The organism is Rhodococcus sp. 077-4 (assembly GCF_047782425.1).
GTDB lineage: Bacteria > Actinomycetota > Actinomycetes > Mycobacteriales > Mycobacteriaceae > Rhodococcoides.
In genome coordinates this window covers 185,958-212,247 of the sequence record NZ_JAJPWC010000005.1, presented here as the reverse complement: position 1 = coordinate 212,247, position 26,290 = coordinate 185,958, and the positions used below count along the sequence as shown (strand labels likewise).

Genomic DNA, 26,290 nt, shown 5'->3' with positions numbered 1-26,290 from the left:
TACTCACCCGTTCGCCGCTCGTGTACCCCGAAAGGCCTTACCGCTCGACTTGCATGTGTTAAGCACGCCGCCAGCGTTCGTCCTGAGCCAGGATCAAACTCTCCGTAAAAGACCTGCGAAACAACAATCCCGAAGGACCGTGAATCAGTCAAAGACATCAAGTCAAATCACTAGCAGAAAAACTCAACTAGCATTCAAAACAACACCCGACAACAACCACCACAAGCGGATGATCGATACATCGAATGCATTCACCAAAACAAATAATTTCGGCACTGACATTCATCGACACACTGTTGAGTTCTCAAAGAACACGCACACACCGTTCACTGCCGAGCCGAAGCTCAAAAATGTCCGGGGCAACCGTTCCAGCTTAGATCAGATGATCGAGCGCAGTCAAGCTGGCTTCTCATCCGTGAAGATGCCGAACCTCGCGGCCCGTACAACTTCATAGTGCCTGGAGTGAACTTTGCCCGCTCAGGCCTTGCGGTCTGGGCTGGCGTCCGTGTCGCTCTGACTTGGACAAAGTTACGCGCCGGATAACAACGCGTCAAATCCCCAGGTCGTTCACACGCGGATCGTGTGAACAGCCTGGTCGCAACCGCTTACGTACCCACCCGACGGGCGTCGTAACCAAATTACATGGATGTGACTCCGACCACTGGCAACAACCGAAACTACGTTGCGATTCGCACGCCGGCGAAGTTTCGCTTTCCGCGTCGGACCACCAACCACTGGCCGTGGAGTAGATCTTCCGCACTGGGCGTCCAGTCCTCATCGGAGATCTTCACGTTGTTCACCGATGCGCCGCCCTCCTTGACCGCTCGCCTGGCAGCGCCCTTGCTTTCGCTCAGGCCCGTGGCGACGAGCAGATCGACGATGGTGTTCGGCGCACCGGCCTCGATATCCGCCACCGACGCTTCCTGCAATGAGGCAGCCAGAGTCTTTTCATCGAGTTCTGTCAGTTCCGCCCGCCCGAACAGTGCCTGGCTGGCGAGTTCGACCGATCGCGTCGCCGCTTCTCCGTGGACAAGCGTGGTCATCTCGGCCGCCAGGCGCTTCTGCGCTTCGCGCGCGTGCGGACGCTCGGTGGTTGCCAGCTCGAGTTCTGCCAACTCGTCCTTGGACAAGAAGGTGAACCAACGTAGGTACTTCACGACGTCCGCGTCACCGGTATTGACGAAGTACTGGTACCAGGCATAGGGGCTCGTCATCTCCGGGTCGAGCCACAGGCTGCCACCACCGGTGGACTTGCCGAACTTCTTGCCGTCGGCCGACGTGACCAGGGGAACGGTCATGGCGTGGACCGACTCGGCGTCTTGGCGCCGGTTCAGCTCCACCCCGGCGATGATGTTCCCCCACTGATCGGAGCCACCGATCTGGAGGCTGCAGCCGTACTGGCGGCGAAGCTGCACGTAGTCGTTCGCCTGCAGCAGCATGTAGCTGAACTCGGTGTACGACATTCCGTCGCTTTCGAGCCGATTCTTCACCGTCTCGCGAGCAAGCATCACGTTGATCGAGAAGTGCTTACCGATGTCGCGCAGAAAATCGATCGCGGACAGCTCCCCCGTCCACGACAGATTGTTCACCACCACTGCGCCCGTCGGGCTCTCGTCCATATCGACGAACCGCTCGAGCTGGCCGCGGATACGCGAGGCCCATTCGGTGACGACCTCGCGGGAATTCATGGTCCTCTCCCCCACGTCGCGAGGGTCACCGATGAGTCCCGTCGCACCGCCGGCGAGAATGATCGGCCGATGGCCTGCCCGCTGAAACCGCTTGAGTGCCAGCAGCGGCACCAGGTGCCCTGCGTGCAGAGAAGGACCGGTCGGGTCGAAACCGGAATACAGCGTGATCGGGCCCTCCGACGTCGCCTTCTTCAACGCGTCCACATCGGTGGACTGCGCGATCAGTCCGCGCCAGGTCATTTCGTCGATGATGTTCTCACTCACGACGTCGATCCTCCCGCATGGGCGCAGCGATCGGTCGGTCAGGCCTCCGAGGTTCCGGCAGCGGCGGCCCGGGGGCTGCGCTTGTAGCTCGATACCGCCGGCGACCCTGGCACCCAGAAGCGCCATGGACGGTCGGCCGCCCGACTCACCCCGACCCGCGGTCCGGACGCGACCGCCTTCTCGTGCAGCGGGCGCTCGAGCAGCTCAAGGGTGACCGCGGACGAGGCGTCGAACAGGTCGGTTCCGTTGTCCGACAACGCAACACCCAAGGCCCGACCGAGATTGCCCGGCCCGCGGGCCCAACCGGCCTCGACCCGGTTGGTCCGTGGACTCCGTCCGGCCCGCCTGCTCTCGACGACGTCGTGACCGGCGAGAACTTCACCAGCTCGGAGCAACACCGCAGCGGCCGTGCCCTCCGGTCCGCAGCTGACGTTCATGCAGAAATGCATTCCGTAGCTCAGGTAGACGTACAGATGCCCCGCCGGACCGAACATCACCTCGTTCCGAGGGGTCGGCCCGCGGAACGAATGTGCAGCGGGATCGGGCCACGGACCGTCGGCCGGACCGCCGTAGGCCTCGACTTCCACGATGCGGAGAGACACATCACCCACGGTGACGACTCCGCCGAGGATGCATCGGGCTGCGTCGTCGGGCTCTCCGATCTCCAAGTCAGCGACGTTCACCCTCCCATGATGCTTCGCTCTCGACCACCGAGTGCCGACCGGGGCCACCTACTCCGAGATCCGGTGATGCTCGAGGCCAACGTGGCGTTCGCGCTGTGCAGTTGCAGCCACCACAGCGCGTCGCCGAAGCTCGAGACCGAAGAAGCGATCTAGGACGTAGCGCGTGCCAGGATCGACTCGTGCTCGGCGGCGTCGACGTCGCGGGCATCGTCGGCGAGCAACACCGGAATACCGTTCTCGATCGGATACGCACGCCGCAGTCGCGGGTTGTAGAGCAATTCCCCTTCGACCAGCAGCAGCGGGCCCTTGTCCACCGGGCACGCGAGGATGGAAAGCAGTGTCGAATCGATTGCCACAGGTGTCCTTCGTTCTGATCCGATCGAATCTCGGGTGGTGTTTGCGCTCACGCTACCGAACGCCTTCCCGAGGCGTTACTGCAGGCTCCACTCCTAGGACGACTTCTCGGCCGCGACTTCGCGTCCGACAAAGCGTTCGGTCACAACAGTTTTCGTCAGTCGACGGTAGCTGTTGGACTCTGAGTCGTAGTACCAGGACCGCGCGCTCGGCGTCGGGATGCCCACCTTCTTCAACGCCGTAGCGGTCGGTCGGTACGCACGTCCCACCGGGATCTCGGCGACGACGTGCACGATTGCCGGACGCTCGTCCGGCAGCAATGCACCGAGCGCGTCCGTCAAGGCACGAGCGGTGATCACCGCCTCCGGTTGCAACGCGATGGCGCACACCGCTACCTCCGTCGACGACGCCTCGACGCGGACCGATCGTGGCCGATCAGAAGTGACGCGGACCCCGTAGACGACCGCCGAACTCACCTGGTCGAGGTCGCCCACCGCGTCGACGATCGGCTGGGTGAACACCGGGCCCACCGCGGACCGGACGACGGTGTCCTTTCTGTCGATCAGCCAGTAGTCGCCGTCCGAATCGCGGCGGAACAGGTTGTCGGTGGGAATCCAGGCGTCGGTCGGCTCGAAGACGCCGCGCATCACGTGGCTGGTCGCTTCCCCGTCGCCGCTCGGTCGTCCGAGAAGCAACCCGATCTCGTCATCGCGGCACTGCCGAACGAAGCCGTCGTCGTCTTCCTCGAGTCGGCCGGTGATCGGGTCGTACGCCGCCAGAGCAACCCGCGCGCTGCCGGGCAGAGGACGACCCTTGGATCCGATCTTCGAGCCCGCCACGTTGGCGAGGATCACGTCGTTCTCGGTGGATGCGTAGAACTCGAGCACCCGAGCCGGACCGAACCGCGCGAGCGTGCGACGCCACAGCCCCACGGGCATGCCCGAGCCGATGAACAGGCGAACCGGATGACCGGTATCGACCGGGAAGCGACCATCATCGAGGATCTGTTGCATCATCGTCCACGTGTAGCTGACGACAGTGACGCCGTAGCGGTAGACCTCTTCGCCGAACCTCTCGGGATCGAGACCTCGCGAAAGTGCGATCCGTGATCCACCCGCGAGGGCACCGCCGATGGTCACGAGAATTCCAGCCGAATGATGCAGTGGCGCAAGGCAATACACGGTATCGCCCGGTCCGAGAGCGGCTGCGGTCGCAGTACCGAAGGCCGACAGTGCCCACCGGTGATTGGTGATGTAGCGGGGTTCGAGGCCGCGATCGTTCGTCGTGAACAGGATCATCGCGAGTTCGCGGGCCCGACCCGGATCGGGCTCGTACCACTGAGGTAGCCGCACCGCGTCCGGATCGATGGACTCGAGGTCGACGACCTCGTAACCGGACGGAATGTCGAGTTGCCGACTCTCGCCGCCGCCGAGCACCAACACGTTCGGAGCCACCGGGACCGCTGCCGCAGCATTCTCCGGATCGGCGATGACCGTATCGACGTCGACGGCCCGCAAGGCCGCCGTCAGGTCGCTCCCCGGCTGCAGGAGAACCGGCACCGCCCCGATGCGCGAGAGCGCAGCCATCGCGGCCAATGCGCTCGGACGTGTCTCCATCAACACACCGATGCGCGATGCGGGCCGCACCCCGACACTGATCAGACCGCGTACGACATTGTCGATACGTACGTTGACCGCGTCGTAGGTGTGCACTCGGTCGTCGAACAGGAAGCACTCGCCGTTGGGAGATTTGCGTCCCTGCTCGGCGATCAACCGTCCCAACGAAACTCGACTGTGTGGCTGCATCTGCCCGAGCCGTGCCAGCCGCGGCAAGGTACGTACGGCCTCGGAGGAGATCTCTCGCGTACCCCGCACCGCCCCGGTCGCAGCCGATGCCAGCCCGCGGCCGACGCCCACGCCCACCTCGGCAATAGAGGCTGCGGTGTGAATCAACCGGTTGGTGATCGATACACCGCTGTCGGAATCGCTGTGATCCTCGCGTTCCATCACCCGGACCGCCTCGGGCTTCGGCCCCAGATCCTCGCGCCACCGGATCCAATTGCCCGTCGTCGGCCACGTCTGTGCAGCTGCCGTGCTACCGACCACCAAGCCGAAATGCCCTGCACGCAAGGTGGTTTCGAATACCTGCGCACGCGGAGCTGCGCGTTGGATACCACGCACGGCCAAAGGCTGACCGATGTCGTCGACCTCGCCGACGAAGGCCAGCACCGGCACCGTCAGTTCGGCCAGAGTCAACAGTCTGTCCTTGATGACGAACCCGCCCGTCATCATGCGGTTGTGTACGACGAACTGCTTCAACAACTCCGCCACCGCCGGGCCGGACCAGGCCACCCACCCGTCCATCGCCAGGAAGCGTCGTTGAGGCTCGCGCGGTAGGAGTGCCTCACGATCGTGCAACTGCCTCAGGAAATCCAAGCGCGACCGCACGGTCTTCGCCGGATCGAGCAACTGAAATCCCGTCCGCGCCATCCAACCCGACACAGCGAGGCGGGTGAACACGTGGTCGGCCAGGAACTCCGCTCCCCGCGTGGCCACTCCGGCCGGAATTCCGAGAGGCAGGCCTGCCAACGTGTCGACCGGAGCCCCGAACGTGATGATGCTGGCCAGATTTCGGCCTCCTCGGTAGGCGGCCGCCTGATAGCAGAACATGCCGCCCTGCGAATATCCACCGAGGTGGACGTCTCGACCAGTGTGCTCGTGCACCTTGTCGACGACCTCGCTGATCGCCACGACGTGATCGGCGAGCGTACGGCCCCAGCCACCCTCTTCGGTATCGGGCGAGCCGAAATCGACAACCCACGGGTCCAGACCCATCCCGTGCAGAATTCCGGCCGCGCCTTGCTCGGTCGTCACGTCGTAGACGTCCGCGGACACCATCATCGGTGGAATCAGCACTACCGGAGGACTGTCCGCAGGAACATCGTCCGGGAAATACCGCCGAAGCCGATACATCGGCTCGCGGTCGATCACCCGAAACGGCGAAGGATCCACCTCGGTTTCGAGCCCACCCAGACGAATGACCTCGAGACCGTTCTGGGCCGTGGCGATCGCACGCCGCAGGGGTCCACGGACGGCATCTGCATTCAGTCCCACCAATACACTCCTGCGTTCGGCCCGACGGAACGACCGGCATCGGTCTTCGCGTGAGGAGAAGCTTCTCACATCACCCTCGAGGAAACCGGCGTGGATATCGTTTGCGTACTCAGTGCCGCAACACCGGTTCCTCGGCCCATGCACGCAGGGTCGCGGCAGTCGACCGCACACCGCCGAGCTGATGCGCCACCTGCACCGCTGCCGTGCCACCGCGCGCATCACGCGACGAGATGGAACCTTCCACCGTGAGCACCTCACGGACGGCCGGAGTGAGGGACGGATCGATCGCGGCGAGTTCGGCGTCGGTCAGTTCCGCGAGCCCGACGCCGCGCGCCTCTGCCGCGCGGACACAGGCTCCCGCTGCCTCGTGGGCCACCCGGAAGGCGATGCCCTGCCGCACCATCCATTCGGCGATATCGGTGGCAAGGGTGAACCCGGCCGGAGCGAGCTCGGCCATCCGGTCGGTGTGGAACTCGAGTGTCGCCGTCAACCCGGTGAGCGCGGGCAGCAACAGTTCGAGCTGCGCCACCGAATCGAACACCGGCTCCTTGTCTTCCTGGAGATCACGGTTGTAGGCCAACGGTTGCGCCTTGAGCGTGGCCAGCAAACCGGTGAGATTTCCGATCAGTCGCCCGGTCTTGCCACGCGTCAGTTCGGCGACATCCGGGTTCTTCTTCTGCGGCATGATCGAACTGCCTGTCGACCATGCGTCGGCCAACGTCACGTAGCCGTACTCGGGAGTGCTCCACGAGATGACCTCCTCGGCGAACCGCGACAGATCGACGGCCGTCATCGCGAGCACGAAGGCCGCCTCGGCCGCGAAGTCTCGTGAGGACGTGGCGTCGATCGAGTTCTCGGCGGACGAGTCGAACCCCAGTTCGGCCGCGATCTTCTCCGGACTCAGGCCCAACGACGAACCGGCGAGTGCACCGGAACCGTACGGCGACACCGCTGCTCGCGTGTCGAAGTCCGCGAAGCGCTGCACATCACGCAGCAACGGATGGGTGTGGGCGAGCAGATGATGCGCCAGCAACACCGGCTGCGCCGCCTGCGAATGGGTCTTGCCCGGCATGACCGCTGTCGGATGCGCCGCTGCCTGGGTGGCCAACGCGTCGACCACATCGAGAACACCGACCGACACCCGACGGACGGCGTCGCGCAGCCACATTCGGAACAGCGTCGCCACCTGGTCGTTTCGCGACCGGCCCGCGCGTAGCCTGCCACCGACCTCGGGTCCCACTCGATCGATCAAACCGCGTTCGAGAGCGCCGTGCACGTCCTCGTCCGATTCGGCTGCCACGAACGCGCCCGAGGCGACGTCGGCGGCGAGACGCTGCAAACCGTCGAGCATGGTCTCGAGGTCCTGCGGGGTGAGCAGTCCGGCACCGTTGAGCACGCGGGCGTGCGCCATGGATGCGCGGATGTCGTAGGGCGCGAGAACCCAATCGAAGTGCGTCGACTTGCTCAGCGCTGCCATGGCGGCGGCCGGCCCCGATGCGAATCTGCCGCCCCAGAGCGAACCTTCGTTGGTTCCGTGCGAGTTCTCCGAATTCGTCACAGGCCCAGGTCCCGCTTCGCGGCGATCTTCGACGAGAGTCCGTGCAACTGAACGAAGCCCTTGGCCGCGGACTGATCGAACGTGTCGCCCTCGTCGTAGGTGGCGAGATTGAAGTCGTAGAGCGACTCGCCACTGCGGCGTCCGTTGACGATGATCCCGCCCGCGTGCAGAACCAGGCGAATGTCGCCCGAGACATGTTCCTGCGTGTGCTGGACGAACGTGTCGAGTGCACCCTTGAGCGGGGAGTACCACAGGCCGTCGTACACCAACTCGGCCCACTTCTGGTCGGTGTGACGCTTGTAGCGACCGAGTTCGCGCTCGAGGGTCACGTGCTCGAGTTCCTCGTGGGCGCGGATGAGCACCATCGCTCCTGGTGCCTCGTAGATCTCGCGACTCTTGATGCCGACGAGCCGATCCTCGACCACGTCCAGCCGGCCGACACCCTGCGCTCCCGCACGAGTGTTGAGCTCCTGGATAGCTTCGAGGACCGAGACCGGACGGCCGTCGATCGCGACGGGACGACCCTTGTCGAACGAGACGATGAGCTCGTCGGGAGCCTGAAAGTTGACCGTCGGATCCTCGGTGTAGTCGTAGACATCCTTGGTCGGCGCGTTCCACAGGTCCTCGAGGAAACCGGTCTCCACCGCGCGCCCCCAGACGTTCTGGTCGATGGAGAACGGCGACTTGGTGGTCACGTTGATCGGGATGTCGTTCTCTTCGGCGAACTTGATTGCCTTCTCACGGGTCCACGCGTAGTCACGAACCGGTGCCAGCACCTCGAGCTCGGGAGCGAGCGTGTTGAAGCCGACCTCGAACCGAACCTGGTCGTTGCCCTTGCCCGTGCACCCGTGTGCAACAACGGTTCCGCCGTGGGCTCGCGCGTTCTCGACGAGGTGCTTGACGATCAACGGACGGCTGATGGCCGACACCAGCGGGTACCGATCCATGTAGAGCGCGTTGGACTGCACCGTCGGCAGGCAGTATTCGTCGGCGAACTCGTTCCTGGCGTCGACGACCACGGATTCGACTGCGCCGCAATCGAGTGCGCGCTGACGCACGACGTCCATGTCCTCGCCGCCCTGCCCCAGATCGATGGCGACAGCGACGACCTCCTTGCCGGTCTCTCGTCCGATCCAGCTGATGGCGACAGAGGTGTCGAGTCCGCCGGAATAGGCGAGGATGACGCGTTCGGCCATGGTGTTCGAGCTCCTTCGTTGTTCTTGTTGCGCATGATGGGTAACCGGATCTCAGTTACCGCGTCGAGCAAGCTTCTCGATCTTGTCCGCGACCTCGCCGCCGGTGTGCGGCTCGCGGGCTATCAACAGAATGGTGTCGTCACCGGCGATGGTTCCGACGATCTCGGGCATCGCGGCCCGATCCAAGGCGCTGGCGAGGTAGTGCGCCGCACCCGGCGGTGTTCGCAATACAGCCTGGTTCCCGCTGTGATCGGTGGACACCAACAACTCCCCCAGCAACTTCAGGAGGCGGTCGGTACCGCCGGACACTCCGCGGACCGGGCTGCCGTCCTCGGGCACGACGTACACCCCCACTCCGCCGTCCGGTGCACGCAATTTGACCGCACCCAATTCCTCCAGGTCCCGTGAGAGCGTGGCCTGCGTGGTGTCGATCCCCTCGGCGGACAGCAACGACGCCAGCTGCGGTTGACTGCGTACCTGATGCGTGGCCAGCAACGCGATGATGCGCGCCTGCCTTCCCGCCCGGGTCGACGCAGTCAACGGCACCGCAGTGACGTCCTCGCTCATGGTCGCCTGGCCTGTTGGAGGAGCCACACAAGCAGAGCCTTCTGCGCGTGCAGGCGGTTCTCGGCCTCGTCCCAGACCACACTCTGCGGACCGTCGAGCACCTCGTCGGTGATCTCCTCGCCGCGGTGGGCGGGGAGGCAGTGCAGCACGACAGCGTCGGACTGGGCCTTGGCCAGAAGATCGGAGTCGATTCGATACGGGCGGAACGGGGCAACGCGATCGAGACCGTCGTTCTCCTGTCCCATCGATGTCCACGTGTCGGTGACCAATGCGTCGGCACCGGTGGCGGCCTCGACCGGATCCTCGGTGATGGTGACGGTGGCCCCGGTCTCCTCGGCGCGCGCACGGGCGGCGTCGAGAACGTATCCGAGCGGCGCGAACTCCTTGGGGGCAGCGATCCTGACGTTGAGCCCCGCCGTCACCCCGCCGATGAGCAACGAATGGGACATGTTGTTGGCACCGTCACCGAAGTAGGCCAGCGTACGACCCTGCAGGTTTCCCTTGTGCTCGATGAGCGTTTGCAGATCGGCCAGTACCTGGCACGGGTGGAATTCGTTGGACAGGGCATTGACGATGGGAATTGTTGCGCCCGTAGCCATTTGTTCGAGGCGCTTCTGCCCGAACGTGCGCCACACGACCGCTTCGACGTAGCGCGAAAGAACCCGACCCGTGTCCTGCAACGTCTCTTCACGACCGAGTTGGGTATCGCGGCCGGTCACGACCACCGCATGACCACCCAACTGCGCGATTCCCATCTCGAAGGAGAAACGGGTGCGCGTGGAGTTCTTCTCGAAGATGACGCCGATCCCCTGGGGACCTTCGAGCGGACGCTTCGAGAACGGCGCGCGCTTGAGTTCTGCTGCCAGAGCCAGGATTTCGCCCTGCTGCTGGGGCGTGATGTCGTCGTCCCGGAGGAAGTGCTGAACGGTCATGGCTGGTGAGCCTCCTGTGCTGCATCGAGAATTGCCGGTAACGCCGTCACGAACGACGCGGCTTGCTCTTCGGTGATGATCAACGGTGGTGCGAGCCGGAGCACGTCGGGCTGTGCCGCGTTGAGGAGGAAGCCTGCCTCGCGCGCGGCAGCCTCGGCCGCCGGTGCCACGGCAGCGGTGAGCACCACGCCGAGCAGGAGACCCGAGCCCCGAACATGGCTCACCAACGGGTGTTCGAGGTTCTCGATGGAGTGCGCAATTGTCTTGCCGATGCTGTCGGCGTGGGAGACGAGATCCTCGTCGGCGATGGTGCGCAGTACGGCAAGTGCCGCGGCGGCGCACACGGGATTGCCGCCGAAGGTGGTGCCGTGCTTGCCCGGATGCAGCAGTTCCCCCGCCGCTCCGATACCGATGCATGCTCCGATGGGCAGGCCACCGCCCAAGCCCTTGGCGAGCGTGATGACGTCGGGCACGATGCCGACCGACTGATGCGCGTAGAACCACCCCGTGCGACCGATACCGGTCTGCACCTCGTCGAGAACCAGCAAAGCGCCGTGCTTCGCAGTGATCTCCCGCGCAGCGAGGAGATACCCCTCCGGCGGAACCACCACCCCTCCCTCGCCCATGATGGGTTCGAGAAACACTGCGGCGGTATCGGAATCGACGGCGGCTTCGAGCGCGGCCACATCGCCGTACGGCACGTGCTGCACGCCCGCAGGCATCGGCTCGAACGGAGTCCGCTTGTCGGGTTGCCCGGTGAGTGCAAGCGCTCCCATCGTCCGCCCGTGAAAGGACTTCTCGGCGGCCACGATGTTGGGCCGGCCGGTGAGGCGAGCGATCTTGAACGCCGCCTCGTTGGCCTCGGTTCCCGAGTTGCACAGGAAGACTCGACCGGTAGCCCCGGCACCGAGGTGCGCGAGCAATTGCTCGGCCAACGCGATACCGGGTTCTGTTGCATACAGATTCGAGGTGTGACCGAGGGTGGAAAGCTGAGTGGTGACCGCCTCGATCACCGCCGGATGGGCGTGGCCGAGGATGTTCACGGCAATCCCTGCCAGCAAATCGAGATACTGCTTGCCGTCGGCGTCCGTCACCACCGCACCTTCGCCGCGTACGAGCGCCACGCGAGGAACACCGTAGTTGTCCATCAACGAATTCGACCACCGCTGTTGCAGATCGAGGGTGCCGGTCATGACGTGACTCCTGACGTAGAAGAGTTGGCGGGGGTGACCATGGTGCCGATTCCCTCGCCGGTGAACAGCTCCACCAGAACGGAATGCTCGACACGACCGTCGATCACATGCGCAGACGGAACACCGGCCTGAACAGCGCGCAGGCACGCTTCCATCTTCGGCACCATCCCGGCGTCGAGCGAGGGCAGCAATGTCTCGAGTGCGGACGCGTCGATCTCGGAGGTCAACGAGCTGCGATCGGGCCAATTCGTGTACAGGCCTTCCACATCGGTGAGCACCACCAACTTCTCGGCACCGATGGCACTCGCCAGTGCAGCTGCCGCGGTGTCGGCGTTGATGTTGTGCACGACGCCGTCGCGGTCGGGAGCGATGGTGGACACCACCGGAATACGTCCTGCAGCAATGAGATCGAAGACCGCTGCGGGATTCACCGACGTGACGTCACCGACCAGACCGATGTCGGTGTCCGCGCCGTCGACCAGCACGGTCCGACGCGTTGCAGTGAACAGGTGTCCGTCCTCACCGGAGATGCCGACTGCGTACGGACCGTGACCGTTGATCAGGCCGACGAGTTCGCGACCGACCTGCCCGAACAACACCATTCGAACGATGTCCATGACCTCGGGCGTGGTGACGCGGAACCCGCCGCGGAATTCGCCGGTCAGGCCGAGCCTGGTCAGCATCGCCGAAATTTGCGGGCCGCCACCGTGCACGACGACGGGATGGATTCCGACGGTGCGCAGAAAAACCATGTCGGCTGCGAACGCACGTTTGAGATCGTCGTCGATCATGGCGTTGCCGCCGTACTTCACGACGACGATCTTCCCGGAGAACCGCTGCAGCCAGGGCAGAGCCTCGGCGAGAGTGAAGGCCTTCTGCGCGGCCGTCAGTGGTGTTGTCGCAGAACTCATGACGAGTACGCCGAGTTCTCTTCGACGTACGCGTGGGACAGGTCCGTCGTTCTGATCGTGGCCGTACCGGAACCGAGCCCGAGGTCGATGGTCACTGCGATGTCGACACCTGACAGGTCGACCTCCCGCGCCCCCGGAGCACCCACACCGTCGATGCACACCGGATTGCCGTTGAACGACACGGCAATTCGATCGGGGTCGAGCTCGATCGGGGCGATGCCGATCGCGGCGAGCACCCGACCCCAGTTGGGATCCGAGCCGAACAGGGCCGTCTTGGTCAATGAATCCCTGGCGACCGTACGCGCGCCGATCAGGGCGTCGTCCTCGGACACGGCACCCGAGACGGTGATCCGCACCCGCTTCGTCACTCCCTCGGCGTCGGCCATCATCTGGTCGGCGAGGTCGTCGCACACAGCCAGCACCGCGGCGTCGAGTTCTTCCTGCGACGGTGCCACTCCACTGGCCCCGGAGGCCAGCAACAACACGGTGTCGTTGGTCGAGGACGCGCCGTCGACGTCGAGCCGGTCGTAGGACAACCGGGTCGCCGCACGCAACGCCTTGTCGAGCTGTTCCGCGGTGGCGACGGCATCGGTGGTGATGACACTGAGCATCGTGGCCAAAGACGGTGCAAGCATGCCTGCACCCTTGGCCATGCCGCCGACGTTCCACTTGTCGGCATGATGAATGGCAGCCTGCTTGGGCACGGTATCGGTGGTCATGATCGCGTAGGCCGCGTCGGTGCCGCCGGAGATACCGCCCGCGAGTTCGTGCACGACCTCGGTCACGCCGGGCAGGAGCTTGTCCATCGGAAGCCGATCACCGATGAGACCCGTCGAGCACACGGCGATCTCGATCGCGCCCGTCTCCGAACCCCAATTGCTCAGCGCGGACGCCACTTCCTCGGCCGTGCGGTGCGCATCCTGAAATCCCGGCGCACCCGTGCAGGCATTGGCACCACCGGAATTGAGAATCACCGCACGCAGCCGTCCGGTGGAGAGCACCTGCTGCGACCACAGCACCGGCGCAGCCTTGACCTTGTTCCGGGTGAACACACCCGCTGCCGCGAAGTCCGGGCCTTCGTTGAACACCAGGGCCAGATCCGACTTGCCACTTGCCTTGATTCCGGCCGGAATCCCGGCGGCGCGAAAACCCGCGGGAGCGGTGACACCCTGCGTGCGCACGAGCTTGCCCGCAACTGTACCGACGGCCTCCGCCTGGCTCCCGACGCTGCTCATGGTGCTACTCCTACGGTAGAGAGACCCTCGGTCTCGGTGATTCCCAGTGCAAGATTCATGGATTGCACGGCGGCTCCCGCCGTACCCTTGGCCAGGTTGTCGATGGCCGCGATCACGACGAGCAAGCCGGCGTCTGCATCGACCGACACACTCATCTGCACGGCGTTGGACCCGATGACCGAACCGGTCTGCGGAAGCCGACCGGCGGGAAGTACGTGCACGAACGGCTCTGCGGCGTAGGCCTTCTCGTAGACCTCGACGGCCTGTGCCTGCGTGGCAGTGGTGATCGCGGTGCAGGTGGCCAGGATTCCGCGGGGCATCGGCGCGAGAACCGGCGTGAAGGACACCGCAACAGCGCTACCGGCGACGGCCGACAAGTTCTGCACGATCTCGGGAGTGTGCCGGTGGGCACCCGCAACTGCGTACGCCCGAACCGAACCCATCACCTCCGAACCCAGAAGATCGGCCTTGGGAGCGCGGCCGGCACCCGAAGTACCGCTGACGGCAACGATATTGACGCGGGGTTCGATGATGCCTGCGGCGACAGCAGGTGCGAGTGCGAGAGACGACACCGTCGGGTAACACCCGGGAACCGCGATGCGAGTGGCACCGACCAACCGCTCCCGGCAGCCCGGGAGCTCCGGCAATCCGTACGGCCAACTGCCGGCATGAGGACTCTTGTAGTACTTCTCCCACGCGGCACCGTCGGTGAGGCGGAAATCGGCACCACAATCGATGATCACCACGGACTCGGGCAGTTGCAGCGCGAGTTCGGCGGACTTGCCGTGCGGCAGCCCCAGGAACACGACGTCGTGCCCGGCGAGCTCGTCGACGGTGGTCGGACCGAGAACGCGATCAGCGAGTGGCAGCAGATGCGGATGGAAATCACCCAGCGTCGCGCCGGCGTTGCCGCCGGCGGTCAAAGAGCCGATGACCAACGAACCGTCGCGCACTCCGGGGTGCCCGAGCAACAGTCGAAGGATCTCACCGCCGGCGTACCCACTTGCGCCCGCCACCGCGATGCGCTTCGGCGTGGCCTCCGAAATAGTCATGCGGTTTATTATGCAGCATCATGCAAGCTCATTCATGAACGGGTGCGGTGTGTCAGCGTCCACCCATGGACTTGCGTATCTCGTCGAGCTTCCTGCGGCCGGCTTCCTGACGCTCGTTCCACTGCTCGTCGAGGTCGCGACCTGCAGTGGAGTCTCGGTCCAACTCCTCGGCACCGACGGCAGTCCCCGATCGCTGTTCCACCTTCTCGCGCACACCGTCCCATGTGGGCACCCCCGAGTCGGTGAAGTCGCCGCTCGGAGCACTCACCGACCCACCCCTGTATCCGGTGCCAGCAGGCATGTCCTCGACCAGCTCCGCATCGATGATCCCCGGTACCGATCCGCCGAGCGGAGCCCCCGGCGGTGGATCACCGAGCGGCTGGTCGATCCGCGGCCTCGTCACCTGCGGAACGTCGACGTCGGGAACCGTCCCCGGCGGCACACTGCGATCGGGTGTCGTGGGTTCGAGCTCCGCCGCCAGCGCCGACGCGGCAGCTGCCACCGAGGCCAACCGCGGGCGACCCGCCACGGCGGCGAGAATTTCCTCGACCACCCGAAGATCCGTCGCCGTACCGTCTGATCCGAACTCACTCATGCGCTGCTCCCGTCACCGAACTCGTGACTCCACGCTACGGACACACACGCCAGGGCGTGGACGGATCAGCTACGCAGCTGCGCTGAATCAACTGCGCAACTGTGCTGATTCAACTGCGCAACTGCGCGCCGACAGCCTTCGATGCTGCCTCGACCGCCGCATCTCGGGCAGCCGTGGCCTGATCCTCGGTCAAGGTGCCGTCGGCTCCGCGGAACCGCAATGCGAACGCCAGGGACTTGCGACCCTCACCGACCTGTTCACCCTCGTAGACGTCGAACAGTCGAATCGACTCGAGCAGGTCGCCACCGCCGATCGTGAGCGCGGCTTCCACCGACGCCGCAGGCACGGACGCGTCGACCACGACGGCCACGTCCTGCAGCACTGCCGGATACGGCGACACCTCGGGGGCGGGCAGCGATTCGACGACGGGGAGAGCGCTCAGGCTCAGCTCCACGGCACACGTGCGCGGCGGCAAGCCTGCACGCTCGAGCACGGCCGGGTGCAGCTCGCCCGCGTATCCGACGACCTCGCCGTCGAGCAGGACCTCCGCGCACCGACCGGGATGCCACGGAAGATGCTGTGCGGCACGGAGATCGACGTGAACTCCGGACGCCTCGGCAACGGTACGCACCGCAGCGAACGCATCGGTGGCCTCGGCCGCGCGGCCGGGACCCCAGGGGCCCGACAGCTCACGCTGACCGGTGAGCACCATGCCCACGTGCACCGGCTGCGCCGGCAGCGAACCGCGAAGCATCGCGATCTGGTCGTCGGTGGGACGACGATCGACCGGCAACGCCTCGACAGCGGCGGTGGCGTCGTGTCGGAGCACCACCTGGGCAATGCCGAACAGCGACACGTCTCGTTGGCCGCGGGCGATGTTCCTGCTCAGCATCTCGAGCAATCCCGGAAGTACCGTGGTCGCGAGCTCGGGACGGTCGGCCTCGAGCGGGTTGAGCACCGAGGTGGTTTCGCGCCGCGGATCGTCTGCATCGAGACCCCACGTGTCGAACACACCCTTGGGTAGGAACACCGGAGGCAACACCTCGACGTACCCGGAGAATGCGAGTGCCTTGCCGACGGCGCGCCTGCGCTTCTGTTCGCCCGTGAGGCCACGACCTCCAGGGGCCGACGGCAGAACCGACGGAATCTGTTCGAGCCCTTCCAGCCGCAGCACCTCCTCCACCAGGTCGGCGCGCTGCACCAGGTCCGGTCGCCAGGACGGCGGCGTGACGATGAGCTGGCCGTGCCCGGCGTCGTCGACCGACACCTCGACTCCACAGCCGATCTGCGTCAGCCGTCGGGCCGCGGTTCCATTGGCGTACTGCACTCCGGCGATGCGGTCGGGCAGGTCGAAGTCCATCGTGACCGCCGGGTACTCGGCAGCGCTACCGACGTCGGTCAACACCGGCTCGATCCGGCCACCGGCGATCTCGACCAGCAACTGAGCCGCCCGATCGAGTGCTGCGACAGGCAGAGCAGAATCCACGGTCCGCTCGAAACGCTTGCTCGCCTCGCTGGAGAGCTTGTGGCGACGACCGGTGCGGAACACAGCGAGAGGATCGAACGACGCTGCTTCGAGTACGACCTCGGTGGTCGAGTCGTCGACCTCGGTGGACGCGCCGCCCATGACACCGGCCAACGAGATCGCGCCCGACCCGTCGGCGATGACGACGTCCTCGGGATCGAGGGAACGCTCCACCCCGTCCAGCGTCGTCAACTTCTCCCCCGTATTCGCGCGACGGACCGTCAGATCGCCCTCGAGCTTGGCGGCGCCGAACGCGTGCAGCGGTTGGCCCAATTCGTGCAGGACGTAGTTGGTGACGTCGACGGCCGCCGAGATCGGGCGCACACCCGCCAGCAGGAGTCGACGCTGCATCCACCACGGCGTCGTCGCCGTCGGATCGATGCCGACGACTCTGCGCAACGCGAATCGCGATGCGCCCGAGTTCGGTTCGACGGTGACCGGCCATGCGTCGCCGGTGACCTCGGCGGGGACGGTGCGCGCCGGATCGACGAACGGCAGATCGAAGCTGCACGCCAGTTCCCGTGCGAGACCGCGAACCGAGAAGGCGTAACCGCGATCCGGGGTGACGTTCAGTTCGATGACCGAATCTTGCAGGCCGAGAAGAGGTTTGGCGTCGTCGCCCGGAGTGGCCGTACCCTCGGGCAGCACCAGAATTCCGGAGTGATCCTTACCCAACCCGAGTTCGAGCGTCGAGCAGATCATGCCGTTGGAGTTGCGGCCGTAGGTCTTGCGCGACGCGATGGCGAATCCCCCGGGCAGGACGCTGCCCGGCAGAGCGGCCACGATCAGGTCACCCTCGGCGAAGTTCCTGGCGCCGCACACGATTTCCTGAGGCTCGGCGGCTCCGACGTCCACCAGACAGAAGCGAATCGGCTTCTTGAACTCGGTCAGCTCCTCGATCGAGCTGACGCGACCCACCACCAGTGGGCCGGTCACGTTGTCCAGGGACACGAGCTCCTCGACCTCGAACCCGACCCGTACGAAACCGGCGTCGAGCTCCTCGGGCGACACGGCCCAGTCGGGAGAACCCGCGTGCAGGACCTCGGTCAGCCAGGATTGTGGGACTCGCACGTGTGCTCAGCTCTTTCTTGTATCCGAGAAGAAGTGGGGCGGGTGAGAAACTTCCGTCAGGCCTGAACGCCGAAGGGCAACGTGAACCGGATGTCGCCCTCGACGATGTCGCGCATGTCCGGGATGTCGTTACGGAACTGCAGCGTCCGCTCGAGGCCCATACCGAACGCGAATCCGGTGTAGACCTCGGGGTCGATTCCGCTGGCCTGCAACACCTTCGGATTGACCATTCCGCAGCCGCCCCACTCGACCCAACCGGCCCCGCCCTTCTTCTTGGGGAACCACACGTCGACCTCGGCCGACGGCTCGGTGAACGGAAAGTAGTTGGGCCGCATACGAGTACGAGTGTCGTTGCCGAACAAGGCCTTGGCGAACGCATCCAGTGTGCCGCGCAGGTGCGCCATGGTCAGGCCCTTGTCGATAGCGAGACCCTCGACCTGATGGAACACCGGCGTGTGCGTCGTGTCGAGTTCGTCCGTGCGGAACGTCCGTCCCGGGCAGACGACGTAGATCGGAACCTCACGCGAGAGCATCGACCGGACCTGCACCGGGGAGGTATGCGTGCGCAGCACCTGCCGCGAACCCTCGGGTGCGATGTGGAACGTGTCCTGCATCGTGCGTGCCGGGTGATCGGGCAAGAAATTGAGCGCGTCGAAGTTGAAGTGTTCGGTCTCGACCTCGGGGCCCTCTTCGACCTCCCAGCCCATACCGACGAACACGTCGGCAACCTGTTCGGCGATGATCGTGATGGGGTGCCGGGCACCGACTGGAGCTCGGTCGGTCGGCAGTGTCACGTCGATGGTTTCTGCGACCAGGATTGCGGCGTCACGCTCGGCCGAGAGCACGGCGCGACGCTCGTCGAAGGCCTTCTGCACTCGATCGCGCGCCGCCTTGACGCGTTTGCCCGCGTCCGCCTTCTGGTCCCCCGGGATCGCACCGAGTGCCCGCTGCGCCAACGCCAACGGAGCCTTGCCGCCCACGTGATCGATCTTGACCTTGGTCAGAGCATCGAGGTCCGACGCGTCGGCGAACGCCTGCTCGGCCGAGTCCACCGCGGATCCGAGAGCGGACTCCTCGAGAACGCTCGGATCCACCGGCTCGGTTCCGACATCTTTCTTCGCCACGACAGCTGCACTCCTCGAGTAATAGTCGGTGTCTGCCACGAAGGGTCGTTGCGCAGGCTTCACTCCTGCACGGAGCAGACAGGTATCGATCCTAGGCGAGACGTGCTCACACGTTTTCGGAGCGTCGCTGTGCCCTCGCACTCGCGTACAGGCAGATCGCCGCTGCGGTGGCGAGGTTGAGGCTCTCGGCTCGACCGTGGATCGGGATTCGAATGCGGTGATCGGCAGCGCGCGTCACGGACGCGGAAAGCCCGTGCGCCTCGTTGCCGAACAACCACGCAGTCGGTTGCGTGAGCAGCTCGTCGGCGTCGTCGAGATCGACTTCGCCGTCCGCAGCCGTGGCCACGATGGTCAGTCCGGCTCTGCGCAACGCGTCGATGCCGGACTCGATCGACCGCTCTCGAGCAACAGGGAGATGGAAGACGCTGCCCGCCGAAGCGCGGACACACTTACCGTTGTGGGGATCCACCGAATCACCAAGCAACACAACAGAATCCGCGCCGGCTGCGTCGGCGACGCGAATGACGGTCCCGGCGTTGCCCGGTTCGGCCACCTCCACAGGTACAGCCACCAGGCGGGGCGACCCGGCCAACGCTCGATCGAGCGGAACATCGATCAGCTCGGTGACGGCGACCAGTCCCTGCGGCGTCACGGTGTCGGAGAGAGCCTTCGCCGCGCGTTCGGTGATCGGAAAAACCCGAGCGCCACCGGCCTCGACCGACGCGATGAGGGTGTGGTGGCGCTCGAGCGCATCGGAGGTGAAGAACAGCTCACGCACCGCCCCGAACCGCGACGCCTCGGATACCGCATTGAAGCCCTCGGCGAGGAAGAGTCCGGTCTTCTTGCGTTCGGCCGCACGTGCCAGCTTGACGGCCGAAACGACCCGCGGTGTTCGCTCGGTCAGCGAATCCACGGGCCGTTTCGGTGTTGAGTCGTCGTACGTCGACTCGCTCAGGCTGCTTCTCCGGCAGGAGCGTTGACATCGGCAGGCAGTGCAGCCTTGGCGATGGCGACGATGCCTGCGAATGCCGCAGCATCCGACACGGCGAGCTCGGCGAGGATCTTGCGGTCGACCTCGACGCCAGCAGCCTTGAGGCCCTGGACGAAGCGGTTGTACGTGATGTCGTTGGCCCGAGCTGCAGCGTTGATACGCGTGATCCACAGCTTGCGGAAGTCACCCTTGCGCGCGCGGCGGTCCCGGTACGCGTAGGTCAGCGAGTGGAGCTGCTGCTCCTTGGCCTTGGTGTACAGACGTGAGCGCTGTCCGCGGTAGCCCTTGGACGCTTCGAGAATCGAACGGCGCTTCTTCTGGGCGTTGACGGCCCTTTTTACGCGTGCCACTGGTAAATCCTGTCGATCTGGGGGCTTGTTGAACCCCGAATGGTAATGGGATGAAGCCGACCGGTATCAGGTCGGCGGCCGTTCCAGATCAGATGCCGAGCAGGCGCTTGATCCGCGGCACGTCGGGCTTCTTGACGACGGCAACACCATCGAGGCGACGGGTCACCTTGGTGGGCTTGTGCTCGAGCAGGTGGCGACGGCCGGCCTTCTGGCGCAGGATCTTGCCGCTGCCGGACACCTTGAATCGCTTCTTGGCACCACTGTGGGTCTTCTGCTTGGGCATGAAATCCTCTTCTTCTGTAATAGCTCTTCGGTGTTGCATGGCACAGCCGCACAGCGCAACGGAAAACTGCGCACCGAAACGGGTTGTAAGGCTGTCTTACTGGTAGAGCGCGTGGCTCAGTTGGTCTGCGCCGGAGTAGCCGGAGCTGCTGCGGCCGGTGCTTCGGCAGCCGGGGCTGCGTCGGCGGGCTGTTCCGGCGCGGGAGCCGGTGCGCGTTGCGCGGGCGGTGCCGCTGCGCTCTCCTGTGCCTTGACGCGAGTCTTGGCACCCTTGTGCGGTGCCAACACCATCGTCATGTTGCGGCCGTCCTGCTTTGCCGAGGTCTCCACGAAGCCGAGCTCCGCTACGTCCGCGCCCAGACGCTGCAGCAGACGGAAACCGAGTTCGGGACGCGACTGCTCGCGACCGCGGAACATGATGGTGACCTTGACCTTCGAGCCGGCTTCGAGGAAGCGAACGACGTTGCGCTTCTTGGTCTCGTAGTCGTGAGCGTCGATCTTGGGGCGGAGCTTCTGCTCCTTGATGACGGTGAGCGTCTGGTTCTTGCGCGATTCGCGCGCCTTCTGCGCAGCCTCGTACTTGAACTTCCCGTAGTCCATGATCTTGCAGACCGGCGGACGTGCGTCGGGAGCTACTTCTACAAGATCGAGGTCGGCTTCGAGAGCCAAGCGGAGTGCATCTTCAACACGCACGATTCCCACCTGTTCACCGCCAGGTCCGACAAGCCGGACCTCGGGAACTCGGATGCGATCGTTGATGCGGGTCTCAGTGCTGATGGGGCCTCCTAGGTAGTGCGGTGTGGTGTAACCCGACCGCCTGCCACTGGCACAGCCCGTCGCCGTCGATCCTCGACACTCCTCGCGGCGATGCGAATCGCTGCAAAGAAAAAACCCTGCTTTCGGTGTGTACCGACAGCAGGGCCCGATGTCGACCGGTCGAACCGCACGACAACTGTCGTACAGTCTCCTCATTGGGAGGAAGCACATCGAGAACCGGTGAGGGTTCTCATCGTGCGACCGGACCGGAAGCAACTTGTTGAAGGCTGCATGCCGGTGGGAGTCGGGCTCCACTTGCTGCCTCCGTGCGGTGAACTCCATCGAGGAGCGCACGCCGAAGACGGTCGTCGAGTCACACTACCAGCACATTCTGGAATCGAAAAATCGAGCCTCGTCGCGCGTTCGCCTCGGACACCCGCTGCTCTCTGCAGCAGGCGGCGTGGGATTCTCGTAGGCATGACCAGCTCCCCCAGTCCCGACGATGCCGTAGGTGCCGAACCCCTGGGCACCGAGCCCGAAGTCCGTGAACTCGCCGAGGTCCCGGCGGTCGAGGTCATCAGCCGCGCTGCAGTGATGCTGATGAGTTCGGCAGCCGAGAAGTTGGGTCTCTCCGAGCCGGATCCCGCAGAAAGCCCGTACCTCGACCTCGACGAAGCGCGACGCGTCATCACTGCGCTCGCCGGTTTGGTCACTGCGTCGGTGGAATATCTCGGCCCCCATGCCGGCCCCATCCGCGACGGGTTACAGGCGCTGCAACGCGCGTTCAGAGAAGCATCGGCCCATCCGGACGAGCCGGGGAAGGGCCCCGGCGAGAAGTACACCGGCCCGGTGCACTGAGCAGGACCATCCGCAACGTCGACAGATGTACGCGAAGCCGCGTCCGGTGAATTCCGGACGCGGCTTCGTCGTTACCGATGTGAATCAGACAGCAGCAACTTTGCGTGGCCTGCGCTTCTTCGGAGCCGACTTCACCGGCGGGGTCACGACCGACTCACTGGTGAGCGCTTCCTGCAGGAATTTGCCGGTGTAGCTTTCCGAAACGGCAGCCACCGCTTCGGGATTTCCCTGTGCCACAACCATTCCGCCTCCGGAACCGCCTTCGGGTCCCATATCGATGACCCAGTCGGACACCTTGATGACGTCGAGATTGTGCTCGATGACGATCACCGTGTTGCCCTTGTCGACCAGACCGTTCACGACGCCGAGCAGCTTGCGAATGTCCTCGAAGTGCAGGCCGGTGGTCGGCTCGTCGAGAATGTAGACAGTGCGTCCGGTGGACCGCTTCTGCAATTCCGCGGCCAGCTTCACGCGCTGCGCCTCGCCGCCGGACAACGTGGTCGCCGGTTGTCCGAGTCGGACGTACCCGAGACCGACCTCTACGAGGGTCTTGAGATACCGGTGGATCGAGGTGATGGCCTCGAAGAAGTCGGCAGCCTCCTCGATCGGCATATCCAGGACCTCGGCGATGGTCTTGCCCTTGTAGTGGACTTCGAGCGTTTCACGGTTGTACCGCGCACCCTCGCACACTTCACACGGGACGTAGACGTCCGGCAGGAAGTTCATCTCGATTTTCAGGGTGCCGTCTCCCGAGCACGCCTCGCATCGACCGCCCTTGACGTTGAACGAGAACCGACCGGGCTGATAGCCGCGCACCTTGGCCTCGGTGGTCGCCGCGAACAACGTCCGGATCTTGTCGAAGACCCCGGTGTATGTTGCGGCGTTCGAGCGCGGTGTACGACCGATCGGTGACTGGTCGACTCGAACGAGCTTGTCGAGTTGATCGAGTCCGTTGATCCGTGTGTGCCGACCGGGAACCTGACGTGCACCGTTGAGTTTGTTGGCCATCACGGTCGCGAGGATGTCGTTGACGAGGGTGGATTTACCGGAACCCGAGACACCGGTGACCGAGGTCAACACACCCAGCGGGAAGCTGACGTCGATGCCGCGCAGATTGTGCTCGCGGGCACCGACCACGGTCACCTGACGCTTCTTGTCGACGACGCGGCGGGTGTCCGGTAGCGGAATCTCCATCCGCCCGGAGAGATATGCACCGGTCAGTGATTCCTCGTTGGTGAGGAGGTCCTCGTAGGAACCGCTGTGCACGACGCGTCCGCCGTGCTCGCCTGCCAAGGGCCCGATGTCGACCACCCAGTCCGAGGTGCGGATGGTGTCCTCGTCGTGTTCGACGACGATGAGCGTGTTGCCGAGATCGCGCAACCGCGTCAACGTGTCGATGAGCCGCCGGTTGTCGCGCTGATGCAGCCCGATCGACGGCTCGTCGAGAACGTAGAGAACACCGACGAGTCCCGATCCGATCTGAGTGGCGAGTCGGATGCGCTGGGCCTCGCCGCCGGACAGCGAACCGGCGGTCCGAGCCAGCGACAGGTATTCCAGACCGACGTCGAGCAGGAAGCCAAGACGAGCCTGCACCTCTTTGAGGACTTGCCCCGCGATCGCTTCCTCACGCCGACCGAGGGTGAGGCTGTTGAGGAAGTTCGCGGTGTCGGCGATCGACAACTCGCACACCTCGGCGATCGACTTCGGACCGAAGTCGCCCGCCGCGATCGTCACCGACAGGATCTCGGGCCGCAGCCTCGCACCATTACAGGTGGGACACGGCACGTCACGCATGTACCCGTCGTAGCGTTCCTTCATCTGCTCGGACTCGGTCTGCTCGAGACGACGGTGCAGGAACGGCATCACACCCTCGAACTCGGCGTAGTACGACCGAGTTCGGCCGTAGCGGTTCTTGTACTTCACATGCACCTGATGGTCGCTGCCCTCGAGCACCGCGCGCTTGACCTTGACGGGCAGCTTGTTCCACGGTGCGTTCAGGTCGAACCCCATGGCATCGGCGAGCCCGGACAGCAGGCGCCCGAAGTACTCCGACGTCTGGCCCATCGACCACGGTGCGATGGCACCGTCGGCGAGGCTGAGATCTCCGTCGGGAACGACGAGCTCGGGGTCGACCTCCTTGCGAACGCCGAGACCGACGCAGTCCGGGCAGGCACCGTACGGCGAGTTGAAGGAGAAGGACCGCGGTTCGAGGTCATCGATGGACAGCGGGTGGCCGTTGGGGCAGGCGAGCTTCTCGGAGAACCGACGTTCGCGGTCGGCCGCGTTCTCGTCGCGGTCGACGAAGTCCAGAACCACGATGCCGTCGGCCAGACGGAGTGCGGTTTCCACCGAGTCGGTCAGGCGCTGCTTCGAGCTGGACTTGACCGTGAGGCGGTCCACGACCACCTCGATGTCGTGCTTCTCCTGTTTCTTGAGAACAGGTGGGCTCGTGAGCTGGTGCACGACACCGTCGACGCGCACACGGGAGTAGCCCTGAGTGTTGAGCGAGTCGAAGAGATCGACGAACTCTCCCTTGCGCGTGCGCACCACCGGAGCGAGAACCTGGAACTTCAGGCCCTCCTCCATGTCCAACACCTGATCGACGATCTGCTGCGGAGTCTGCTTCGCGATCTGTTCGCTGCACACCGGGCAGTGAGCCGTGCCGGCGCGGGCGTAGAGCAGGCGCAGGTAGTCGTAGACCTCGGTGATGGTGCCCACCGTCGACCGGGGATTGCGGTTGGTCGACTTCTGATCGATGGACACTGCGGGCGAGAGGCCCTCGATGAAATCGACGTCCGGCTTGTCCATCTGACCGAGGAACTGCCGCGCGTATGCCGACAGCGACTCCACGTAGCGACGCTGACCTTCGGCGAAGATCGTGTCGAAGGCGAGGGACGACTTGCCCGAGCCGGACAGACCCGTGAACACGATCAGCGCATCCCGGGGAAGGTCGATGTCGACTCCCCGCAGATTGTGCTCCCGTGCACCTCGCACTATCAGGCGATCCGCCACTGTGTTCCCTTCTTTCCGAACGAGCACGTCCAGTCGAGTTGCTACTCGACGGGACGCAGCACTGCACGACTCCGAGTCGTGTGATGACGTGTGATGCCGACGCACCGGTCACAGGACGAGTAACCGAGGACCCCACGTCGAAAACCTGTTGTGGTGAGGACGAACCTCACGCGGTAGCAATGGTAGATCCAGGCACCGACAGACTTTTCCACGTGCGCTACCCCGCCGCCCCTCGTGCCGCTGCCGACGGTAGCGTCCTCGAAATGGACGAGCACCTCATGGTCATCGACGACAACTACACCGGCGTCGTCGCGCAAGGTTCGCAGCCTCAGCGGCGGACCGTTCCCGGAGCCACGATCACGAAGATGTCTGTCGGCCCCATGGACAACAACACCTACCTGGTTGTCTGTTCCGCAACCGGCCACTCCTTGCTGATCGACGCCGCCAACGAGGCCGAGCGCATCTCGTCGCTCATCGACGAGAACGCCCCGACGCTCTCGCTCATCGTGACGACACATCAGCACGCCGACCATTGGCAGGCACTGGCAGACATAGCTCGCGGCACCGACTCGCCGACTGCCGCCCACGAACTCGATGCCGCGCCGCTGCCGGTGGCCCCCGATCGCCTGCTGGCCGATCGGGACACGGTGTCGGTGGGCGAACTCACCCTCGATGTGGTGCACCTGACCGGGCACACCCCCGGCTCGATCGCGCTCGCACTGACCGACGCGGACGGCACGCGAACCCATCTCTTCACCGGCGATTCCCTGTTCCCCGGTGGCGTCGGCAAGACGGGAAGCCCCGAGGATTTCGATCGCCTCCTCGACGACGTGACCGAAAAGCTGTTCGACCGATACGACGACGACACGATCGTCTATCCCGGCCACGGGAAGGACACCACACTCGGAGCCGAGCGCCCTCACCTGGCCGAATGGCGCGAACGGGGTTGGTGAAGATCGGCGTGCTTGAGACCGTCGATC

The 26,290-nt window shown here is 64.9% G+C and carries 22 protein-coding genes and 1 rRNA gene; 2 read left to right on the top strand and 21 right to left on the bottom strand.

Annotation, left to right across the window (positions count from 1 at the left end; all coding sequences use genetic code 11):
- From ACNEOT_RS22920 to infC, 20 genes are all read right to left on the bottom strand, one after another.
- Positions 1 to 109: ribosomal RNA gene (locus ACNEOT_RS22920) — 16S ribosomal RNA — on the bottom strand; the annotation flags it as partial.
- 568 nt (positions 110 to 677) lie between these two features.
- On the bottom strand, positions 678 to 1,952 hold the full coding sequence (tyrS, locus tag ACNEOT_RS22915) for a tyrosine--tRNA ligase (RefSeq protein WP_415976892.1): 1,275 nt from the start codon (positions 1,950 to 1,952) through the stop codon (positions 678 to 680).
- A gap of 38 nt (positions 1,953 to 1,990) precedes the next feature.
- Positions 1,991 to 2,635, bottom strand: coding sequence for a DNA-3-methyladenine glycosylase (locus tag ACNEOT_RS22910; protein ID WP_415976890.1), 645 nt, complete (start codon positions 2,633 to 2,635; stop codon positions 1,991 to 1,993).
- A gap of 149 nt (positions 2,636 to 2,784) precedes the next feature.
- Positions 2,785 to 2,991 carry a Trm112 family protein gene (locus ACNEOT_RS22905; RefSeq protein WP_415976889.1) on the bottom strand — a complete coding sequence of 69 codons (207 nt, stop codon included), beginning with the start codon at positions 2,989 to 2,991 and terminating at the stop codon, positions 2,785 to 2,787.
- A 93-nt stretch (positions 2,992 to 3,084) separates the two neighbouring features.
- Positions 3,085 to 6,105 carry an AMP-binding protein gene (locus ACNEOT_RS22900; protein ID WP_415976888.1) on the bottom strand — a complete coding sequence of 1,007 codons (3,021 nt, stop codon included), beginning with the start codon at positions 6,103 to 6,105 and terminating at the stop codon, positions 3,085 to 3,087.
- A 106-nt stretch (positions 6,106 to 6,211) separates the two neighbouring features.
- Complete coding sequence (gene argH, locus ACNEOT_RS22895; RefSeq protein WP_415976887.1) at positions 6,212 to 7,660, bottom strand: argininosuccinate lyase; 1,449 nt, start codon at positions 7,658 to 7,660, stop codon at positions 6,212 to 6,214.
- Complete coding sequence (locus ACNEOT_RS22890; protein WP_094635385.1) at positions 7,657 to 8,856, bottom strand: argininosuccinate synthase; 1,200 nt, start codon at positions 8,854 to 8,856, stop codon at positions 7,657 to 7,659. Before ACNEOT_RS22890 ends, argH begins: the two co-directional genes overlap by 4 nt.
- 51 nt (positions 8,857 to 8,907) lie before the next feature.
- Complete coding sequence (locus ACNEOT_RS22885; RefSeq protein WP_415976886.1) at positions 8,908 to 9,423, bottom strand: arginine repressor; 516 nt, start codon at positions 9,421 to 9,423, stop codon at positions 8,908 to 8,910.
- Complete coding sequence (gene argF, locus ACNEOT_RS22880) at positions 9,420 to 10,355, bottom strand: ornithine carbamoyltransferase (RefSeq protein WP_415976885.1); 936 nt, start codon at positions 10,353 to 10,355, stop codon at positions 9,420 to 9,422. The genes ACNEOT_RS22885 and argF overlap by 4 nt, the downstream gene beginning before the upstream one ends.
- Positions 10,352 to 11,548 (bottom strand): acetylornithine transaminase, encoded by a 1,197-nt coding sequence (locus tag ACNEOT_RS22875; protein ID WP_415976884.1) that lies wholly within the window; start codon positions 11,546 to 11,548, stop codon positions 10,352 to 10,354. Before ACNEOT_RS22875 ends, argF begins: the two co-directional genes overlap by 4 nt.
- Positions 11,545 to 12,459 (bottom strand): acetylglutamate kinase, encoded by a 915-nt coding sequence (argB, locus tag ACNEOT_RS22870; RefSeq protein WP_415976883.1) that lies wholly within the window; start codon positions 12,457 to 12,459, stop codon positions 11,545 to 11,547. Before argB ends, ACNEOT_RS22875 begins: the two co-directional genes overlap by 4 nt.
- Entirely contained in the window at positions 12,456 to 13,694 is a 1,239-nt protein-coding gene (gene argJ, locus ACNEOT_RS22865) for a bifunctional glutamate N-acetyltransferase/amino-acid acetyltransferase ArgJ (RefSeq protein ID WP_415976882.1), read from the bottom strand. Before argJ ends, argB begins: the two co-directional genes overlap by 4 nt.
- Positions 13,691 to 14,746 (bottom strand): N-acetyl-gamma-glutamyl-phosphate reductase, encoded by a 1,056-nt coding sequence (gene argC, locus ACNEOT_RS22860; RefSeq protein ID WP_415976881.1) that lies wholly within the window; start codon positions 14,744 to 14,746, stop codon positions 13,691 to 13,693. The genes argJ and argC overlap by 4 nt, the downstream gene beginning before the upstream one ends.
- 52 nt (positions 14,747 to 14,798) lie before the next feature.
- Complete coding sequence (locus tag ACNEOT_RS22855; RefSeq protein WP_415976880.1) at positions 14,799 to 15,341, bottom strand: hypothetical protein; 543 nt, start codon at positions 15,339 to 15,341, stop codon at positions 14,799 to 14,801.
- A 109-nt stretch (positions 15,342 to 15,450) separates the two neighbouring features.
- Positions 15,451 to 17,937, bottom strand: coding sequence for a phenylalanine--tRNA ligase subunit beta (gene pheT / locus ACNEOT_RS22850; RefSeq protein WP_415976879.1), 2,487 nt, complete (start codon positions 17,935 to 17,937; stop codon positions 15,451 to 15,453).
- 56 nt (positions 17,938 to 17,993) lie between these two features.
- Positions 17,994 to 19,061, bottom strand: coding sequence for a phenylalanine--tRNA ligase subunit alpha (gene pheS, locus ACNEOT_RS22845; protein ID WP_094612909.1), 1,068 nt, complete (start codon positions 19,059 to 19,061; stop codon positions 17,994 to 17,996).
- 106 nt (positions 19,062 to 19,167) lie between these two features.
- Positions 19,168 to 19,974 (bottom strand): TrmH family RNA methyltransferase, encoded by an 807-nt coding sequence (locus ACNEOT_RS22840; protein ID WP_415976878.1) that lies wholly within the window; start codon positions 19,972 to 19,974, stop codon positions 19,168 to 19,170.
- Positions 19,975 to 20,012: 38 nt separating this feature from the next.
- Complete coding sequence (gene rplT, locus ACNEOT_RS22835) at positions 20,013 to 20,402, bottom strand: 50S ribosomal protein L20 (RefSeq protein ID WP_415976877.1); 390 nt, start codon at positions 20,400 to 20,402, stop codon at positions 20,013 to 20,015.
- A gap of 88 nt (positions 20,403 to 20,490) precedes the next feature.
- On the bottom strand, positions 20,491 to 20,685 hold the full coding sequence (gene rpmI, locus ACNEOT_RS22830) for a 50S ribosomal protein L35 (RefSeq protein WP_032394297.1): 195 nt from the start codon (positions 20,683 to 20,685) through the stop codon (positions 20,491 to 20,493).
- Positions 20,686 to 20,801: 116 nt separating this feature from the next.
- Complete coding sequence (infC, locus tag ACNEOT_RS22825) at positions 20,802 to 21,461, bottom strand: translation initiation factor IF-3 (protein ID WP_230592545.1); 660 nt, start codon at positions 21,459 to 21,461, stop codon at positions 20,802 to 20,804.
- Positions 21,462 to 21,917: 456 nt separating this feature from the next.
- Between infC and ACNEOT_RS22820 the strand changes: the two genes are divergently transcribed.
- Positions 21,918 to 22,298, top strand: a complete 381-nt coding sequence (locus ACNEOT_RS22820) for a DUF1844 domain-containing protein (RefSeq protein WP_415976876.1) — start codon at positions 21,918 to 21,920, stop codon at positions 22,296 to 22,298.
- An 84-nt stretch (positions 22,299 to 22,382) separates the two neighbouring features.
- Here the strand turns inward: ACNEOT_RS22820 and uvrA are convergent, their stop codons facing one another.
- Positions 22,383 to 25,310: an excinuclease ABC subunit UvrA gene (gene uvrA, locus ACNEOT_RS22815; protein ID WP_415976875.1), complete on the bottom strand. Its 2,928-nt coding sequence runs from the start codon at positions 25,308 to 25,310 to the stop codon at positions 22,383 to 22,385.
- 263 nt (positions 25,311 to 25,573) lie between these two features.
- Here uvrA and ACNEOT_RS22810 point away from each other — a divergent pair, with 263 nt between their 5' ends.
- On the top strand, positions 25,574 to 26,263 hold the full coding sequence (locus ACNEOT_RS22810) for an MBL fold metallo-hydrolase (protein WP_415976916.1): 690 nt from the start codon (positions 25,574 to 25,576) through the stop codon (positions 26,261 to 26,263).
- Positions 26,264 to 26,290: the final 27 nt, after the last annotated feature.

Bases quoted from the DNA above. Each gene is read 5' to 3' on its own strand.
- ACNEOT_RS22810 (WP_415976916.1), top strand. From the start codon at position 25,574: ATGGACGAGCACCTCATGGTCATCGACGACAACTACACCGGCGTCGTC.
- ACNEOT_RS22820 (WP_415976876.1), top strand. From the start codon at position 21,918: ATGACCAGCTCCCCCAGTCCCGACGATGCCGTAGGTGCCGAACCCCTG.
- argF (WP_415976885.1), bottom strand. From the start codon at position 10,355: ATGACCGTTCAGCACTTCCTCCGGGACGACGACATCACGCCCCAGCAG.
- argJ (WP_415976882.1), bottom strand. From the start codon at position 13,694: ATGAGCAGCGTCGGGAGCCAGGCGGAGGCCGTCGGTACAGTTGCGGGC.
- rpmI (WP_032394297.1), bottom strand. From the start codon at position 20,685: ATGCCCAAGCAGAAGACCCACAGTGGTGCCAAGAAGCGATTCAAGGTG.
- ACNEOT_RS22890 (WP_094635385.1), bottom strand. From the start codon at position 8,856: ATGGCCGAACGCGTCATCCTCGCCTATTCCGGCGGACTCGACACCTCT.
- argB (WP_415976883.1), bottom strand. From the start codon at position 12,459: ATGAGTTCTGCGACAACACCACTGACGGCCGCGCAGAAGGCCTTCACT.
- ACNEOT_RS22855 (WP_415976880.1), bottom strand. From the start codon at position 15,341: ATGAGTGAGTTCGGATCAGACGGTACGGCGACGGATCTTCGGGTGGTC.
- ACNEOT_RS22875 (WP_415976884.1), bottom strand. From the start codon at position 11,548: ATGACCGGCACCCTCGATCTGCAACAGCGGTGGTCGAATTCGTTGATG.
- argC (WP_415976881.1), bottom strand. From the start codon at position 14,746: ATGACTATTTCGGAGGCCACGCCGAAGCGCATCGCGGTGGCGGGCGCA.
- ACNEOT_RS22885 (WP_415976886.1), bottom strand. From the start codon at position 9,423: ATGAGCGAGGACGTCACTGCGGTGCCGTTGACTGCGTCGACCCGGGCG.